At 56.0% G+C, this 16,010-nt stretch carries 11 protein-coding genes; 4 read left to right on the forward strand and 7 right to left on the reverse strand.

Translation table 11 applies throughout. The annotated features are described in order from the left end of the window. Nucleotides 1-10: 10 nt before the first annotated feature. Nucleotides 11-2,173, forward strand: a complete 2,163-nt coding sequence (malQ, locus tag LF929_RS01490; RefSeq protein WP_226092808.1) for a 4-alpha-glucanotransferase — start codon at nt 11-13, stop codon at nt 2,171-2,173. A gap of 112 nt (nt 2,174-2,285) precedes the next feature. Here the strand turns inward: malQ and nfuA are convergent, their stop codons facing one another. Together nfuA and gntX are read right to left on the reverse strand one after the other, a co-directional pair. After that, nucleotides 2,286-2,861: a Fe-S biogenesis protein NfuA gene (gene nfuA / locus LF929_RS01495; protein ID WP_038909204.1), complete on the reverse strand. Its 576-nt coding sequence runs from the start codon at nt 2,859-2,861 to the stop codon at nt 2,286-2,288. Between the two features lie 56 nt (nt 2,862-2,917). After that, nucleotides 2,918-3,637 (reverse strand): DNA utilization protein GntX, encoded by a 720-nt coding sequence (gene gntX / locus LF929_RS01500; RefSeq protein WP_038905881.1) that lies wholly within the window; start codon nt 3,635-3,637, stop codon nt 2,918-2,920. Nucleotides 3,638-3,726: 89 nt separating this feature from the next. On the opposite strand from gntX, the gene bioH reads away from it, so the two are divergent. Further along, nucleotides 3,727-4,506, forward strand: a complete 780-nt coding sequence (gene bioH / locus LF929_RS01505) for a pimeloyl-ACP methyl ester esterase BioH (protein ID WP_226092807.1) — start codon at nt 3,727-3,729, stop codon at nt 4,504-4,506. A 113-nt stretch (nt 4,507-4,619) separates the two neighbouring features. Here the strand turns inward: bioH and LF929_RS01510 are convergent, their stop codons facing one another. From LF929_RS01510 to greB, 4 genes are all read right to left on the reverse strand, one after another. After that, complete coding sequence (locus tag LF929_RS01510; protein WP_210175172.1) at nt 4,620-6,959, reverse strand: Tex family protein; 2,340 nt, start codon at nt 6,957-6,959, stop codon at nt 4,620-4,622. A gap of 168 nt (nt 6,960-7,127) precedes the next feature. Continuing rightward, nucleotides 7,128-8,837, reverse strand: coding sequence for a lysophospholipid acyltransferase family protein (locus LF929_RS01515; protein WP_226092806.1), 1,710 nt, complete (start codon nt 8,835-8,837; stop codon nt 7,128-7,130). Nucleotides 8,838-8,986: 149 nt separating this feature from the next. Beyond that, entirely contained in the window at nt 8,987-11,008 is a 2,022-nt protein-coding gene (locus LF929_RS01520; protein ID WP_226092805.1) for an LTA synthase family protein, read from the reverse strand. 143 nt (nt 11,009-11,151) lie between these two features. Beyond that, on the reverse strand, nt 11,152-11,634 hold the full coding sequence (greB, locus tag LF929_RS01525) for a transcription elongation factor GreB (RefSeq protein ID WP_038905875.1): 483 nt from the start codon (nt 11,632-11,634) through the stop codon (nt 11,152-11,154). 270 nt (nt 11,635-11,904) lie between these two features. On the opposite strand from greB, the gene ompR reads away from it, so the two are divergent. Both ompR and envZ read left to right on the forward strand, forming a co-directional pair. Next, entirely contained in the window at nt 11,905-12,624 is a 720-nt protein-coding gene (gene ompR / locus LF929_RS01530) for a two-component system response regulator OmpR (protein ID WP_001157747.1), read from the forward strand. After that, nucleotides 12,621-14,033: a two-component system sensor histidine kinase EnvZ gene (gene envZ, locus LF929_RS01535; RefSeq protein ID WP_038909198.1), complete on the forward strand. Its 1,413-nt coding sequence runs from the start codon at nt 12,621-12,623 to the stop codon at nt 14,031-14,033. The genes ompR and envZ overlap by 4 nt, the downstream gene beginning before the upstream one ends. A 148-nt stretch (nt 14,034-14,181) precedes the next feature. Here envZ and pckA read toward each other — a convergent pair whose 3' ends face one another. Then, entirely contained in the window at nt 14,182-15,801 is a 1,620-nt protein-coding gene (gene pckA / locus LF929_RS01540; RefSeq protein ID WP_038909197.1) for a phosphoenolpyruvate carboxykinase (ATP), read from the reverse strand. Nucleotides 15,802-16,010 lie beyond the last annotated feature (209 nt).

The raw sequence follows: 16,010 nt of genomic DNA on the forward strand, positions 1-16,010 counted from the left end.
AATCAATACCATGGCGTTGAAAGCAAAAAAATCTGTACCCCACCATCAGGGGATCGCTGATACCTATAAAGATGCTTACGGTAATGAACAGGCAATCGATAGCGACACCCGTAAAGCGTTGCTGCAATTGCTGGATGTGGCGGAACCGGCTGCAGCTCCCTTGCCTTCAGTCTATGTGTTTCGTCAGGGGCAGCAGCACAGGCTGCCGTTACATGGCGAGGGCGACTATATCTGGACGCTCATGTTTGAAAAAGGCGGCGTTATCGAAGGCCGTTCAGGTGGTCAGGCAACGTTGGTGTTGCCTGACAATCTGCCGCTCGGCTACCACCAGTTAATGCTCACGCAGGGTGAGCAACAGTGGTCTTGCCGGGTGATTGTCGCGCCGACACGTTGCTACGAACCGGACCCGCTGACACAGGGGAAGCGTTGGTGGGGCGTCATGGTACAACTGTATACCCTGCGCTCGTCGGATAACTGGGGGGTTGGCGACTTTGGCGATCTGAAGACGCTGGTGGAACAGGTGGCGCGTCGTGGGGGCGCTTTTGTCGGCCTTAACCCGCTGCATGCGTTGTATCCGGCAGAGCCGGAAGCGGCCAGCCCGTATAGCCCTTCTTCACGTAACTGGCTGAATATTATCTATATCGATGTGAATCAGGTGGATGATTTTCATCAGAGTCAGGCGGCTCAGGCCTGGTGGATGCAAGACGACATCCAACGGCAACTGACGGCGGCCCGCGCCAGCCGATGGGTGGATTACACCGCAGTGACCCACCTGAAACTGACGGCATTGCGCCTGGCATTTGGTCACTTCACTGGTCGTAGCGCGCTGGACCCGCGCAAAACTGCTTTTCTACAGTTCCTGAAAACCCACGATGAAAGTCTGCTACAGCAGGCCACCTATGATGCGTTGCAGGCGTGGATGAAGCTACAAGGCAAACCGGCTGCTGACTGGTTGCAGTGGCCGCAGGAATATCACGATGCCCACAGCGATGCGACGCTGCGCTTTCGGCAGGAACACGCCGATGATGTGCAGTTCTATTGCTGGTTGCAGTGGCTGGCACATGAACAACTGGCCGCTTGTTTTTCCCATAGTAAACAACTGGGGATGCCGATAGGCCTCTATCGTGATTTGGCGGTGGGCGTCGCGCAGGGTGGCGTTGATACCTGGGGCGACCAGCAGTTGCATTGCCTGTCGGTAACCATTGGTGCACCGCCTGATCCGCTGGGGCCCGGCGGGCAAAACTGGAACCTGACGCCGATGCACCCGGCACGGCTGCGCCAGCGTGGGTATCAGCCGTTTATCGATTTGCTGCGCAGCAATATGGCGCACAGTGGCGCATTGCGTATCGACCACGTCATGGGGTTGCTGCGTTTGTGGTGGATCCTCAATGGCGGCACGGCGAGCCGTGGTGCCTACGTGCTTTATCCGGTGGATGACTTGCTGGGGATCCTGGCGTTGGAAAGCCATCGCCACCGCTGTCTGGTGATCGGTGAGGATCTGGGCACGGTACCGGAGGAGATCGTCAACAAGTTGCCTGACAACAGTATCTACTCTTATAAGGTCCTGTTTTTTGAAAAGGATCAGCACGATCGTTTTCGCACCCCAGATGAGTACCCGGCCCGTTCGATGGCAACCATCACCACACACGACCTGGCGACGCTACGCGGCTACTGGCAGGGGGTCGATCTGACGCTGGGCAAAGATCTTGGATTGTACCCGTCAGAGGCGCTGTTGAAGCAGCAGTACGATGTACGTGAACGCGCCAAGCAAGGGCTGCTGGATGCGCTGCATGAACAGGGGCTGCTGCCCCAACGCGTCGGGCGTAATGCGTCGCTGACCACCATGAGCGCTCAGCTTAACCGGGGGGTGCAGCGTTATCTGGCAGACAGCGCCAGCGCGTTGTTGGGCTTGCAGCTTGAAGACTGGCTGGACATGGCAACGCCGGTGAATGTGCCGGGTACTGACCAGGAATACCCCAACTGGCGACGTAAGCTGAGTCGTCCGCTGGATTCTATTTTTACTGACCGCTATCTGGAACGGCTGATTCGGGATATTGATTTGCGCCGTGGTGGCCCAGTGCCCTCTCGAACCAAAAAGGCGACCAAAGCAGCGGATCAACCGGCGGATAATGCAAAGCAGGGAAAGCCGAAAGAGGCAAAAAAGCCTGAGTGACGCGAGTTCGTGTCGACGGGATAACCAGAAACAGCGAGCGGCCAGCTGACTGACCGCTCGTGACATTCAAAACGGCATTCGCGTAAACGGTATTCGTGTCAATGACACCCGCTTAATAATAGGAGTGCTCGCCGCGCTGATGCTCGGTCAGGTCGCGAACCCCTTTCAGTTCCGGGAATTTTTCCAGCAACTCTTTCTCGATGCCTTCTTTCAGCGTGTAATCCACCATCGAACAGCCGTTGCAACCGCCACCGAACTGCAAAATGGCGTAGCCTTCTTCGGTGATTTCCATCAGTGATACGCGGCCGCCGTGTCCTGCCAACTGTGGGTTAATCTGAGACTGCAACACATATTCCACCCGTTCCATCAGCGAAGCATCATCACCGACTTTGCGCATCTTGGCGTTCGGCGCTTTTAAGGTCAGCTGCGAACCCAACTGATCGGTCACAAAGTCGATCTCGGCGTCTTCCAGATACGGCGCACTGAGTTCATCCACATACGCGGACAATTTCTCAAACTTCAGCACGGTATCGTTCGGCTCGACGGCATCGGGCGGGCAGTAAGACACCCCACACTCGGCATTAGGTGTACCGGGATTGATAACGAAGACACGAATCTGGGTGCCTTCCTCCTGTTTTGCCAGCAGTTTGGCAAAATGCTCCTGAGCAGCGTCGGTAATACGAATCATAATGTTAACTCAATAGTTGACTACGCTAGTTGGTTATAATACGCCCATCCCGGCGGTTACGACAAGGTGCGACATACACACCATACCTGAACGTGTTGCGCCCCGGCACGCAATAGCGTGCGGCTGACCTCTGCTACCGTGCTGCCGGTGGTCACCACATCGTCCAGTAACACTAACCGTTTGCCTGCGACGCGCTGGCTGATGACATCCTGTCGGCATCGAAACGCGCCGCGTAGGTTGCGACGCCGTGAACGGGCTCCCAGCGATTGCTGGGGAACGGTATAGCGCACGCGAATCAAGGTATCAGGGTCATAGGCGCACCCCAGCCAGTGTGCCAGCCAGCGCGCGATCAGGTCGGTTTGGTTGAACCCTCGACGCCAGTGACGCCGTCGGTGTAGCGGAACGGTGACGATAGCGTCAGGGCGGGGGTAAGCGTCGGGAAGGCGCAAAGCCGTGGCCCGGCGACATCCCTGCCAGTGCAGCAGTAGCAGCCGCGCCAGCGTTGGAGCCAGCTCAATACGTCCCTGAAATTTGAACCGTGTAATCAGGCGGCTGAGCGGTGGCTGGTAGTCGCTGACAAACAGGAGCGACTGCCATGGTGGCGGCTGTTGCAGACAACGTCCACACGGCAGGATATCTGAGGCCGAAGGCAATCCGCAGCGTGGACAACAGACAAGTGGTTGGGGCAGATGACAGCGGCAGTGACTGCAAATTCCGTGATGACTATGATAGAGCGGCTGCTGGCAAAGCCAGCACTGTGCCATGATCGTCAACATTGTCTCGTTCCCTGAGTTATCAGGCCGCGGGCAGCATGGCCTGAACTATTCAACTTCTACTCTACTTCTGACGGAGGACACAATAACTCATGGAATCATTGCACTGGTACACGCAAGGAGAAGGCGCATGCGAACTTGTGATGCTGCATGGCTGGGGAATGAATTCGAAAGTGTGGAACAACATCGTTGTGCGGCTGGCTCCGCATTTTCGCCTGCATTGTGTGGATTTACCGGGTTATGGTCAGAGTCAGGGGTTCCCCGCTATGTCGCTGGAGGAGATGACCGAGACGGTACTGGCAGGCGCACCCGCGAGAGCTGTCTGGCTGGGGTGGTCGCTGGGCGGACTGGTCGCAAGTCTGGCGGCGATCCGCGTGCCAGAACGGGTAAGCGCGTTGATTACCGTGGCCTCTTCACCCCGTTTTGAGGCCGCAGATGAATGGCCCGGAATCAAACCGCTGGTGTTGTCCGGTTTCCAGCAACTACTGAACGAGGATTTTTCCGGCACTATCGAGCGGTTTCTGGCGTTGCAAACGCTGGGTACCGAAAGCGCCAGAAAAGACGCGCGTCTATTGAAGGCGGTCGTCACGACGCAACCGTCACCCACCGTGGAAGTGCTGGATGGCGGGTTGGAGATTCTACGTCGGGTGGATTTACGCCAGGAACTGGCCGGGCTGACGACGCCATTCCTGCGCGTGTATGGTGCACTCGATGGGCTGGTGCCGCGTAAAGTTGCCGCGCTGATGGACGAACAGTACCCGCACTCTACTTCGGTCGTGATACCGAAAGCCTCCCACGCCCCGTTTATTTCCCATCCGGAGGCGTTTGTGGAGCATGTGGTGGGGTTTGTGCAGGATAGCGTGTTGAAGTAAAGGTGAAGTAAGGACGCTAATGTGAAGCACTGACTACGTCAATCGCTGCTTCTACGTGCACAGGGTGGGTGCACAGGGTTCAGGCCCGATAGCCTGAACCCTGACAAGCGCTATCACCGTTTCTTAAACGCCGCCGCCAGTGCGTCGCTCATGGCGCTGTTACCGGCTGGGGTGCTGCTGGTCTGGCGTGGGCGTGCCTTGTTGCCCGCCTGCGGCGATGGGCGGGCGGCATTCGCGTTGTCACGTTCGCGTCCGCTGCCACGACGGCTATTGCCTTCGCCCGGTTGTTCGTCCAGCCGCATGGTCAGCGCGATGCGCTTGCGTTGCAGGTCGACCTCCAGCACTTTCACCTTAACGATGTCACCGGCTTTCACCACCTGATGCGGGTCTTCCACGAAGCGATCCGACAGTGAAGAGATGTGCACCAACCCATCCTGATGTACGCCGATATCCACAAACGCACCAAAGTTGGTGACGTTGGTGACAGCACCTTCCAGAATCATGCCCGGCGTCAGGTCGTTGAGGGTTTCCACCCCGTCGGCGAAGCTGGCGGTTTTGAATTCCGGGCGCGGGTCGCGACCCGGTTTTTCCAGCTCTTTGATGATGTCGCTCACCGTCGGCACACCGAAGCGATCGTCGGTGAAGCTGGCCGGTTTCAGGTTACGCAGCGCGCTGGCGTTGCCCATCAAATCCTGCAATTTCTGCTCGGTTGCCGCCAGAATACGCTCCACCACCGGGTAGGCTTCCGGATGGACGGTGGAGGCATCGAGCGGGTTATCACCGTGGTTAATACGCAGGAAGCCAGCGCACTGCTCGAAGGCTTTCGGGCCGAGGCGGCTGACTTTCAGCAACTGCGCACGGTTGTTGAAACGGCCGTTTTCATCACGCCAATTGACGATGTTTTGCGCCATCATCCGGGTGAGGCCCGCCACACGGGTCAACAGCGGCACCGAGGCGGTGTTCAGATCGACGCCGACGGCGTTCACGCAGTCTTCCACCACCGCATCGAGTTTTTTCGCCAGTTGAGTCTGGCTGACGTCATGCTGGTACTGGCCGACACCGATGGATTTGGGGTCGATCTTGACCAGTTCGGACAGCGGGTCTTGCAGGCGGCGAGCGATAGATACCGCGCCGCGCAGCGATACGTCCAGACCCGGGAACTCCAGCGCCGCCAGTTCCGAGGCCGAATAGACTGAAGCCCCCGCTTCGCTGACGATTACCTTCTGTGCTTTCACTTCTGGGAACTGCTTCTGGGTATCAAGGAAGAAGCGTTCGGTTTCACGCGATGCGGTGCCATTGCCGATAGCGACCAGCTCGACCTGATGCTTAATGCATAACGCGGCGACGATGGCGGCGGCTTTGGCTGCCTGACCGGTGTGCGGATAGATAGTGTCGGTGGCTACCAGTTTACCGGTCGCATCTACCACAGCCACTTTCACACCGGTGCGAAGACCGGGGTCCAGCCCCATAGTGGCGCGCATACCGGCAGGTGCGGCCATCAGCAGGTCGTGCAGGTTGCGGGCGAAGACGTTAATGGCTTCGTCTTCGGCTTTCTCACGCACGCTGCCCATCAATTCGGTTTCCAGATGCAGCAGTACCTTGATGCGCCAGGTCCAGTTCACCACGGCACGTCGCCAACTGTCTGCCGGTGCATTACCAAGGCGTAGACCCAGGTGGTCGATGATGATCTGCTCGCAGTAGCTCTCTTTGGGCGGTTCATCAAACTGCGGATCGGCATTCAATGCGAGTTGCAACACACCCTCGTTGCGGCCACGGAACATCGCCAGCGCACGGTGCGACGGCACTTGCGACAGCGGCTCATGGTGGTCGAAATAGTCGCGGAATTTGGCACCGTCTTCCTCTTTGCCTTCCACCACACGAGACACCAGATGGGCGTTTTTCCACAAATAATCACGCACCTTGGCCAGCAGCGCAGCGTCCTCGGCAAAGCGTTCCATCAGAATGTAACGTGCGCCGTCGAGTGCCGCTTTGACGTCGGCTACCCCGTTTTCGGCGTTGATGTAAGCCTCTGCCGCCTGTTCCGGTGTTTGCGTTGGGTCGTTCCACAGGCTGTCTGCCAGCGGCTCCAGCCCGGCCTCAATGGCGATTTGTCCACGGGTACGGCGTTTCGGTTTGTAAGGCAGGTAGAGGTCTTCCAGCTCGGTTTTGCTCAGCGTACCGTTGATGGAGGCGGCCAGCGCATCGGTCAGCTTGCCCTGTTCTTCAATCGATTTGAGGATAGTCTGGCGGCGTTCTTCCAGCTCGCGCAAGTAGGACAGGCGACTTTCCAACTGACGCAGTTGGGTGTCATCCAGTCCGCCGGTCACTTCTTTACGGTAGCGGGCGATAAACGGGACTGTGTTGCCCTCGTCCAGCAGTTGAATGGCCGCGCTCACCTGCTCGGTACGCGCCTGCAATTCGCTGGCAATAATCTGGCTTAATGCATTCGTCATAGTGTTATCAACAAAATAGTGTTATCAACAAGATAGTGTAATTAGCGAGATAATGAATGTTGTAAGGATAGACAACTGGGGGACAGTTATACGGATTGACGGCATAAAATGCCAGTCAGACAAATGGAGGGTTTGCGGCGGGTCGACGCAAGCCGACCCGCAAACGGGTTACGCGTTGTCGCGAAACGGTGCGATATAGCGCTGATAGCGTGAAGGTTTCAGTTGCTGTAAGTCTACCAATACCAGGCCATCGACACAGTTGTTGAAATCGGGATCGACGCCAAAGTCGATAAACTGTACGCCGCCTGGCTCGCACACTTCCGAATACTGTTTGTACAGGGTAGGAATGGAGCATCCCATGTTGCTGAGCATACTTTTGAGCCGGGTCAGATCCTGCTGGTAGTCGTCCCCTTCGAACTGTCGCAATACGTCCGGCAACGATGCCGGGTAAGGCCGACGCGAACGGGCCAGCATCTGACTGGGCGCGAAATGCAGGCGGTAGAAGGCAATCAGCAGGTCGCGCGCGGTAGACGGCAAGGTGTTGGACAAGGAAACCGGGCCAAACAGATAACGGTATTCCGGGTAGCGGGCCAGATAGGCGCCAATGCCCAGCCACAGGTAGTCCAGACCGCGTTTTCCCCAGTACTTGGGTTGGATAAAGCTGCGACCCAGTTCGATACCACTGGCTAACACCGGGGCCATCTCTTCGCCATAGTGGAACAGGCTGTGACTGTACAGGCTGCCGATGTCTTTTTCCGCCAGCAGACGTGCGGTTGGCGTGAACCGGTAAGCGCCAACGATTTCCAGCTCACGCTCATCCCATAGCACCAGATGCAGGTAGTCGTCATCGAAGCTATCGAGATCACGGCGTTTGCCGGTGCCTTCACCCACGGCGCGAAAGGCGATTTCCCGCAGGCGTCCCAGCTCACGCAAGATAGGCACATAATCTTCACTGCCGCGACGGTAGAGATAAATTTTCTTGCCGTCCGGCGTGGTGCCGAGTGTTTCGCAGCTTTCTAACGCGCGTTTAAGCAGCGAGCGCTCTTCGGGAAGCGCAATCGGTTTTTCACCAGAGAAACAGCCGGGCTTACCGTGGCCCAGGCGGTAGACATGACGACGGAAACGGGCGGCCAGGTCATTGGGCTGCCACTCGCCCTGACTCCAGGTCGAGTAGGGGATCTGCGCACCAATACGAAAACGCAGTCGGTTGCCGTGCTGGCGGAACATTTCCCGCACCAGCAACAGGGTGGATAACGGGCGGTAAATCAGCGAGGAGAGATAGAACAGGTTGCTGTTACGGCCGCTGATGTGAATCGGGACTATCGGCGCACGCGCTTTGGCTGCCATGCGAATAAAGCCACTATGCCAGTGACCATCGCGGATGCCTTTCAGGCTCATGCGGGAGACTTCACCGGCCGGGAACATAATGATCGCACCCTCGGCGGCCAGATGTTCCTGAATGGCGGCGAGCTGGTGGCGTCGGGTTCGGTTGCTGAAGTTATCTACCGAGAAAAACAGGTTTTTCAGTGGCCCGATATAGGACAGTAATTGACTGGCGACGACACGGACATCAGGGCGTACGCTGGCAACGGTACGCAGTAAGGCGAGTCCATCCAGCGAACCGATTGGGTGGTTAGCCACCAGTACCACCGGCCCCTGGCTGGGGATGTTTTCCAGGTCGCCCTCTACCATTTCGCAGTTAAGGCTGAAGTGATCCAGGATCTGCTCTACCAGATCCAACCCTTTCAGGTGTGGGTAGCGCTGGGCAAAATCCTGTATTTCGGTTTCGAATAACATCGTGCGCAGAATGGAACGCTGCCACTGCGGCGTGGGACGATGCGGTGCAAGATCTTGCAGAATGGTATCCAGGCTGAACATAGATTGGCCTCCGTAATCACCGTTGTCACGGTAAGGGAGGGAAATGACATCTTTATTTCAGCCTTAGAATAAATTTTTCTTAATGTAATTGAGGTAAAGCAAAAGCAAGTGAGCGTAACGATGCCTGTGGGGGCAGGCATCGTAAGTGGTTACTTCTCGGTGAAGCCCTGCTCACGGGCGTTAATCTGCCAATGCAGCAAGGCGGGGAAGGCCGCAATTCGCTGTTGTTGCTCGGTGCTGATGGGGTGAGCGGTTGTCTGGGTGAGCATCGGGTTGGTGGCATCCCAGGAATAACGTCCGGTACTGCCGACAGGAGTCACGCCTTGTTCATCAATCCACAACACCTGGTTGTAACCAAACGCACGCGAGGTATCGTCCTGTTCCGCCAGCATATTGCGCCCGCCGAGTGCGTAATAGGGGGTATCGGCGAGGCTGTAAGCGTAGAGCGTTGGGAAGATATCCTTGTGCGAGCCGGGGCGTGATGGGTCAAAACGCCAGGCGGTGTTCGCCAGAATGGTTTTTGGCACATACAGATAAAAAGGGACAGCCCGATCCAGGAACTGCTCATGCGGATACTGTGCCTTCAGACGGCGCATCTGGTGGTCGCCGGTTGCCGCAATCAGGGTGGATTCTCCCACCGGGGAGGATTTCACCGCAGCGATAAATTCTCCCAGCGCGTTGGTGGCGTACTGGTAGGTGGCCGCGATGGATTCTTGTTCCTGTTGACTTACTTCGGCGTGCGCCATCATTTCCGGCCCGGCATGCACCGGTTGTGGGTGATAGCTGGCAGGAACCTTATAAGGAGGATGGTTGGTGACGGTCAGAATACTGATGAAGAGCGGCTGCTGCGCTTCTGTCAGCAAACGTTGCGCCAGGCGGAACGCAAACTCATCCGGTACGCCCCAGTCGGTCAGCATAGCGCGTGATTCGGGGTAGCGTTCCATCAGGGAGCTTTGGTCGTAAATCTCATCCACACCAAGTCGGGGCAAATAGTTGCCGAAGTTACGCCACATCCGGCTTCCTGAAGTGATGAATATCACTTTGTAGCCTGCTTTTTTGTACGTGGCATAAGGTGTGTCATCCAGCGATTTATATTGTGCGGATGAATGGCTGAGGTTCTGGATAGGGCTTTGGAAAAACAGGGCAGCGAACGACGGTGCAGTACCATTGCCTTCTGATACGAAGCGACGGAAAACGAAATCCGAGGCGAAATGAGGCCGCAGCGCGCCCAGCATGTCGTTATCGGGCAGGTGGTCATACACCAGCATGTTACTCCCCATGCTTTCCATCAGCGCCATCACTACGTTGGGGCGATGCTGGGCCAGCCAGGAGTTAGCGGGGGTGCGGCTTTCCAGTGTGGCCAGCCCACTTTGGGTTCGCAACTGCTCTCCCGCTGCACGAGTTACCGGCTCGAAGTGGATATCGTCATCCCTGTCACCCATCGCCCAGGCCGATGCCATTAAACCATTGGGGGTCAGCTTATTGAGGATGGTGACGGAGGAAATTTGCGAGTCGTTACGCCGTAGCGGGAAGGTACTCAGGCTGCCGCGGATCATAGCGAAAAACACCAGCAGGCTAATCAGCAGGTACACCACAAAGACCGGGTTGGGCAGCAAACGTGACCGCCTTATTTGTGCAAACCCAGTCTGCTGAGGCTGCGAAAAGAGAACTTTCCTGCCCAGTCGGTTGCTCAGCCAAACAAACAACGCTACCAGCAGCAGTGATCTGACAATCGGGTAGTCCTGCCAGATGGTGGTCATGACGGCGCGCGGGCCATCGTCAATGAGCCCGAACGCGAAGATATCGATGTAGGTGTGGTAGGTCTGGTAATAAAAATAGTTGATGATGGCGATGATGCTGACCAGAAACGCGCATCCCCCCAGATACCAGGGCGCGATACGTTGCACCCAGCGCCAACCGGTGCGATGCAGACTCATCACCAGGCCGATGACCAGCAGCGGCGCCAGCAGGATGGACACTGCACGTAAATCGTAACGTAGCCCGGTGAGCCACATCAGCCTCACGGCAGCGTCGTAATGTTGTAATTGCTGGGTGTCGGCAAACACGGCAAACATGGTCAGACGGGCGCCGGACAACAACAGACTTAATAATAAAATTTGGCACCACAGGGTTTTTAACAGGGTGCGGGCATGCTGCTGGTAGTTATCCATTTTTATTCTTGGGGGTGTTATCAGTAGGGGGAAATGCTACGGGGTTATTGCAAAAAAATCTCAGTTACATGTCAGGAAGATGAAAGAAAATATGAATGGCAGATCGGGGTCTGCCGTTGTGTTCAGTGTTGCCTGTTTCACCGTCAGTCAATCGGGTACTGATAGTCGATTTTATTGACGTACCAGACCCTGGGACCGGTAGGTGTCGTGACCACCGCTTCTTCGTCCACCGCTTTTTTTAGCAGGGCGCGGGCCATTGGCGCGTCAATCGAGATGTAATCCTTACGACCATAGATTTCATCCGGCCCGACGATACGAAAGCGTTTCACCTCGCCTTCTTCGTTTTCCACCTCGACCCAGGCACCAAAAAAGACCTTACCGTCCTGCTGAGGGGAGTAATCCACCACCCGCACCACCTGCAGGCGTTTGCGCAAATAACGTACCCGGCGGTCGATTTCACGCAGCAGGCGTTTGTTGTAGAGGTAATCGGCGTTTTCGCTGCGATCGCCCAAACTGGCCGCCCAGGCCACCTTCTCAGTGATTTCCGGACGACGCTCTTTCCACAGATAGTTCAGTTCCTGATGCAGGGCTTCATAGCCTTCGCGAGTGATCAGATCGGTTTTCATACGCTTTTCTGAAATGTGAAGATCATAAAATCGTTATAATCGACGACTGTGAGATAACATAGCGGATAAATCGTCATTTGTAGCGTGGCTTACGGCAAATTATGGCGGGAACGGCTTGATTACAACGTATTTTTATATCCTTTGTAACAATTTTGCCTAGAATGTATACCAGAAACGGCTGTCAGTTCGTTGCGGGTTTCTGAACAATACTAGATTGTGTTTCGTGATGGAACCAAGCGCTGGCGGCTATCATGTCTTTGGAGAAGAGAGATGCAAGAGAATTATAAAATTCTGGTTGTGGATGACGATATGCGCCTGCGAGCGTTATTGGAACGCTATCTGACCGAACAGGGTTTTCAGGTACGCAGTGTTGCCAATGCCGAACAGATGGATCGCCTGCTGACGCGCGAATCTTTCCATCTGATGGTGTTGGATTTGATGTTGCCGGGCGAGGATGGGTTGTCCATCTGCCGTCGTCTGCGTAGTCAAAGCAACCCGATGCCGATCATCATGGTGACGGCGAAAGGCGAAGAAGTGGACAGGATCGTAGGGCTGGAAATCGGTGCCGACGATTATATTCCCAAACCGTTTAACCCACGCGAACTGCTGGCACGTATTCGTGCGGTACTGCGCCGTCAGGCGAATGAATTACCCGGTGCGCCGTCACAGGAAGAAGCTGTCATCGCGTTCGGCAAATTTAAACTGAATCTGGGTACACGCGAGATGTTCCGTGACGATGAGCCCATGCCGCTGACCAGTGGCGAGTTCGCGGTACTCAAGGCGCTGGTGAGCCACCCGCGTGAGCCGCTGTCCCGTGACAAACTGATGAATCTGGCTCGCGGCCGTGAGTACAGTGCCATGGAACGTTCCATTGACGTGCAGATTTCCCGCTTGCGCCGCATGGTTGAGGAAGACCCGGCTCATCCGCGTTATATCCAGACCGTGTGGGGACTGGGTTACGTTTTTGTGCCGGACGGCAGTAAAGCATGATTCGATGGCGCTTCTCACCACGCAGCGCCTTCGCCCGCACGCTGTTGCTGATTGTTACTCTGCTATTCGTTAGCCTTGTCACCACCTATCTGGTGGTGCTTAACTTCGCGATTCTGCCCAGTCTGCAACAGTTCAACAAAGTTCTGGCCTATGAGGTCAGAATGTTGATGACGGACAAGCTGCAACTGGAAGATGGTTCCACGCTGGACGTCCCCCCGGCGTTCCGGCGTGAGATTTATCGCGAACTGGGTATTTCGCTCTATACCAACGCCGCAGCCGAAGAGAGCGGTCTGCGCTGGGCGCAGCACTACAAGTTTCTGAGCCAACAGATGGCGCAGCAACTGGGTGGGCCGACCGAAGTGCGGGTTGAGGTAAGCAAGAATACGCCGGTGGTATGGCTGAAAACCTGGTTATCGCCAGATATCTGGGTACGGGTGCCGCTAACGGAAATCCATCAGGGCGACTTCTCGCCACTGTTTCGCTATACCCTGGCTATCATGTTGCTGGTGATAGGCGGCGCCTGGTTATTTATTCGGGTACAGAATCGACCCTTGGTGGAACTGGAGCATGCCGCCATTCAGGTGGGGAAAGGCATTATTCCGCCACCGTTACGTGAATATGGTGCCTCGGAGGTGCGTTCGGTGACGCGAGCCTTCAACCAGATGGCATCCGGGGTCAAGCTACTGGCGGACGACCGAACGTTGCTGATGGCTGGCGTCAGCCATGATTTGCGCACGCCGTTGACCCGCATTCGCCTGGCAACCGAGATGATGGGCCAGGAAGACGAATATCTGGCGGAATCTATCAATAAAGACATTGAAGAGTGTAACGCCATCATCGAGCAGTTCATCGACTACCTGCGTACTGGTCAGGAAATGCAGATGGAGGTCGCTGACCTCAATGCGATTCTGGGTGAAGTGGTTGCCTCTGAAAGCGGTTATGAGCGGGAAATCGACAGTGAACTGACTCTGGGCGAACTGCCCATGAAGGTTAGCCCCTTGTCGATTAAACGGGCGGTAGCGAATCTGGTCGTGAACGCCGCGCGTTATGGTAATGGCTGGATTCGTGTCAGTAGCGGCCGGGAATTACAGCGTGCCTGGTTCCAGGTGGAAGATGATGGCCCGGGTATCGATCCATCGCAGTTGGCGCACCTGTTTCAGCCGTTTGTTCGCGGTGATAGCGCTCGCAGCACCAGCGGTACCGGGTTAGGCCTGGCGATCGTGCAGCGTATCATTGACGCACACAACGGATCGTTGGATGTGGGGCGCAGTGAACGCGGTGGACTGCGCGTGCGGGCTTATTTGCCACTGGCGTTCCCGAACCCATCCGGCACAGCTTCAGTCCGTGCGCGTGAGGGCCATCGACGAGGTTCGACACAGACAGGTCGCACCCGGCAAGACAAAGAATAATGTCGACCCACCGAGGTGAAACCGGTGAAAGCGGTAAAAATAGCAAAGAAAAGGCGCGGTTATCGCGCCTTTTTGCTGTAGGGAAAACAGCTATTGAGAAAACTGCTGTCAGGACAACGCCGCCGGGTGAGCGGCGGCGGTTGTTTGGTTAGCGTTTCGGCCCGGCGGATACCAGTGCCGCACCGGCTGGGGTGTCGGTGTATTTATCGAAGTTGGTGATAAAACGCTGTGCCAGATCGTGCGCTTTCTCTTCCCACTGCTCGACAGAGGCGTAGGTATCGCGAGGATCCAGAATTGCCGCATCGACACCCGGCAGAGCCGTCGGGATCGCCAGATCGAAAATCGGCAACGTCTGGGTTTCAGCGTCATCGATGCTGCCATTGAGGATCGCGTCGATAATGCCGCGTGTGTCCTTAATGGAGATACGTTTGCCGGTGCCGTTCCAGCCAGTGTTGACCAGATAGGCTTTTGCACCTGCTGCCTGCATGCGTTTCACCAGAACTTCAGCGTACTGCGTCGGGTGCAGCGTCAGGAACGCTGCGCCAAAGCAGGCGGAGAAGGTTGGCGTGGGTTCGGTGACACCGCGCTCGGTTCCTGCCAGCTTGGCGGTAAAACCGGACAGGAAGTGGTACTGGGTCTGGTCCGCTGTCAGGCGGGAGACCGGCGGCAGCACGCCGAAAGCATCCGCGGTCAGGAATATCACCTTGGTGGCGTGCCCGGCTTTGGAGACCGGCTTCACGATATTATCGATGTGATAGATAGGGTAAGACACACGGGTGTTTTCGGTTTTAGAACCGTCGCTGAAATCAACGCTGCCATCTGCCCGCACCGTCACGTTTTCCAGCAGCGCATCGCGCCGGATAGCGTGGTAAATGTCCGGTTCGGCTTCGGCGGAGAGGTTGATGGTTTTCGCATAGCAACCACCCTCGAAGTTGAACACGCCGTCATCATCCCAGCCGTGCTCGTCATCGCCGATCAACTGGCGTTTCGGGTCGGTGGACAGCGTGGTTTTGCCGGTACCGGACAGGCCGAAGAACACCGCGACATCGCCTTTCTCGCCAACGTTGGCCGAGCAATGCATGGACGCGATACCTTTGAGTGGCAGCAGGTAGTTCATGATGGAGAACAACCCTTTCTTCATCTCGCCACCGTACCAGGTACCGCCGATGAGCTGGATGCGCTCCGTCAGGTTGAATGCCACGAAGTTCTCTGAGTTCAGCCCCTGTTCCTGCCACTGTGGGTTCGTGCATTTTGCACCGTTCATCACGATGAAATCAGGCTCGAAACCCTGCAACTCTTCCTCGCTGGGGCGAATAAACATGTTTTTCACGAAGTGAGCCTGCCAGGCCACCTCGGTGATAAAACGGACCTTCAGGCGAGTATCGGCATTAGCACCACAGAAAGCATCAACGACAAACACGCGTTTGCCTGACAACTGGTTAGTGACCAGCTGTTTCAGGTGTTGCCAGGTTTCCTGGCTAAGCGGATGGTTGTCGTTTTTGCCTTTGCCTTGATCTGACCACCAGACGGTATTACGGGTCACATCATCGCGAACGATATACTTATCCTTCGGCGAACGGCCAGTGAAAATGCCAGTATCCACAGCAACGGCACCCAGTTGGGTTTCGATACCGCGCTCATAGCCTTGCAGGGTAGGGGATGTCTCTTCAGTAAACAGTAAATCGTAGCTTGGGTTGTAGACAATTTCGCGGACATCATGAATACCATAAGCCGTCAGTGCCTCTGGCGTAATGCCTTTCATCTGCATGTTGCTACTCCTAGATCGTTATAGTTGTACTACATAGTAAGTCTAGAAGGTGAGCTTATTTTAACCGCGATACCAATCAAAAAATTAAATAAATTCATTAATAACTTTGCTTATTCATGTGAACGAAAAGTAAGCAAACGGTTGGTATGTAAGCAGAATCGTGCGATAAAAACACCAGCGGCCTATTTATGTACTGACCTATTTATGTA

Source organism: Dickeya oryzae (assembly GCF_020406815.2).
GTDB lineage: Bacteria > Pseudomonadota > Gammaproteobacteria > Enterobacterales > Enterobacteriaceae > Dickeya > Dickeya oryzae.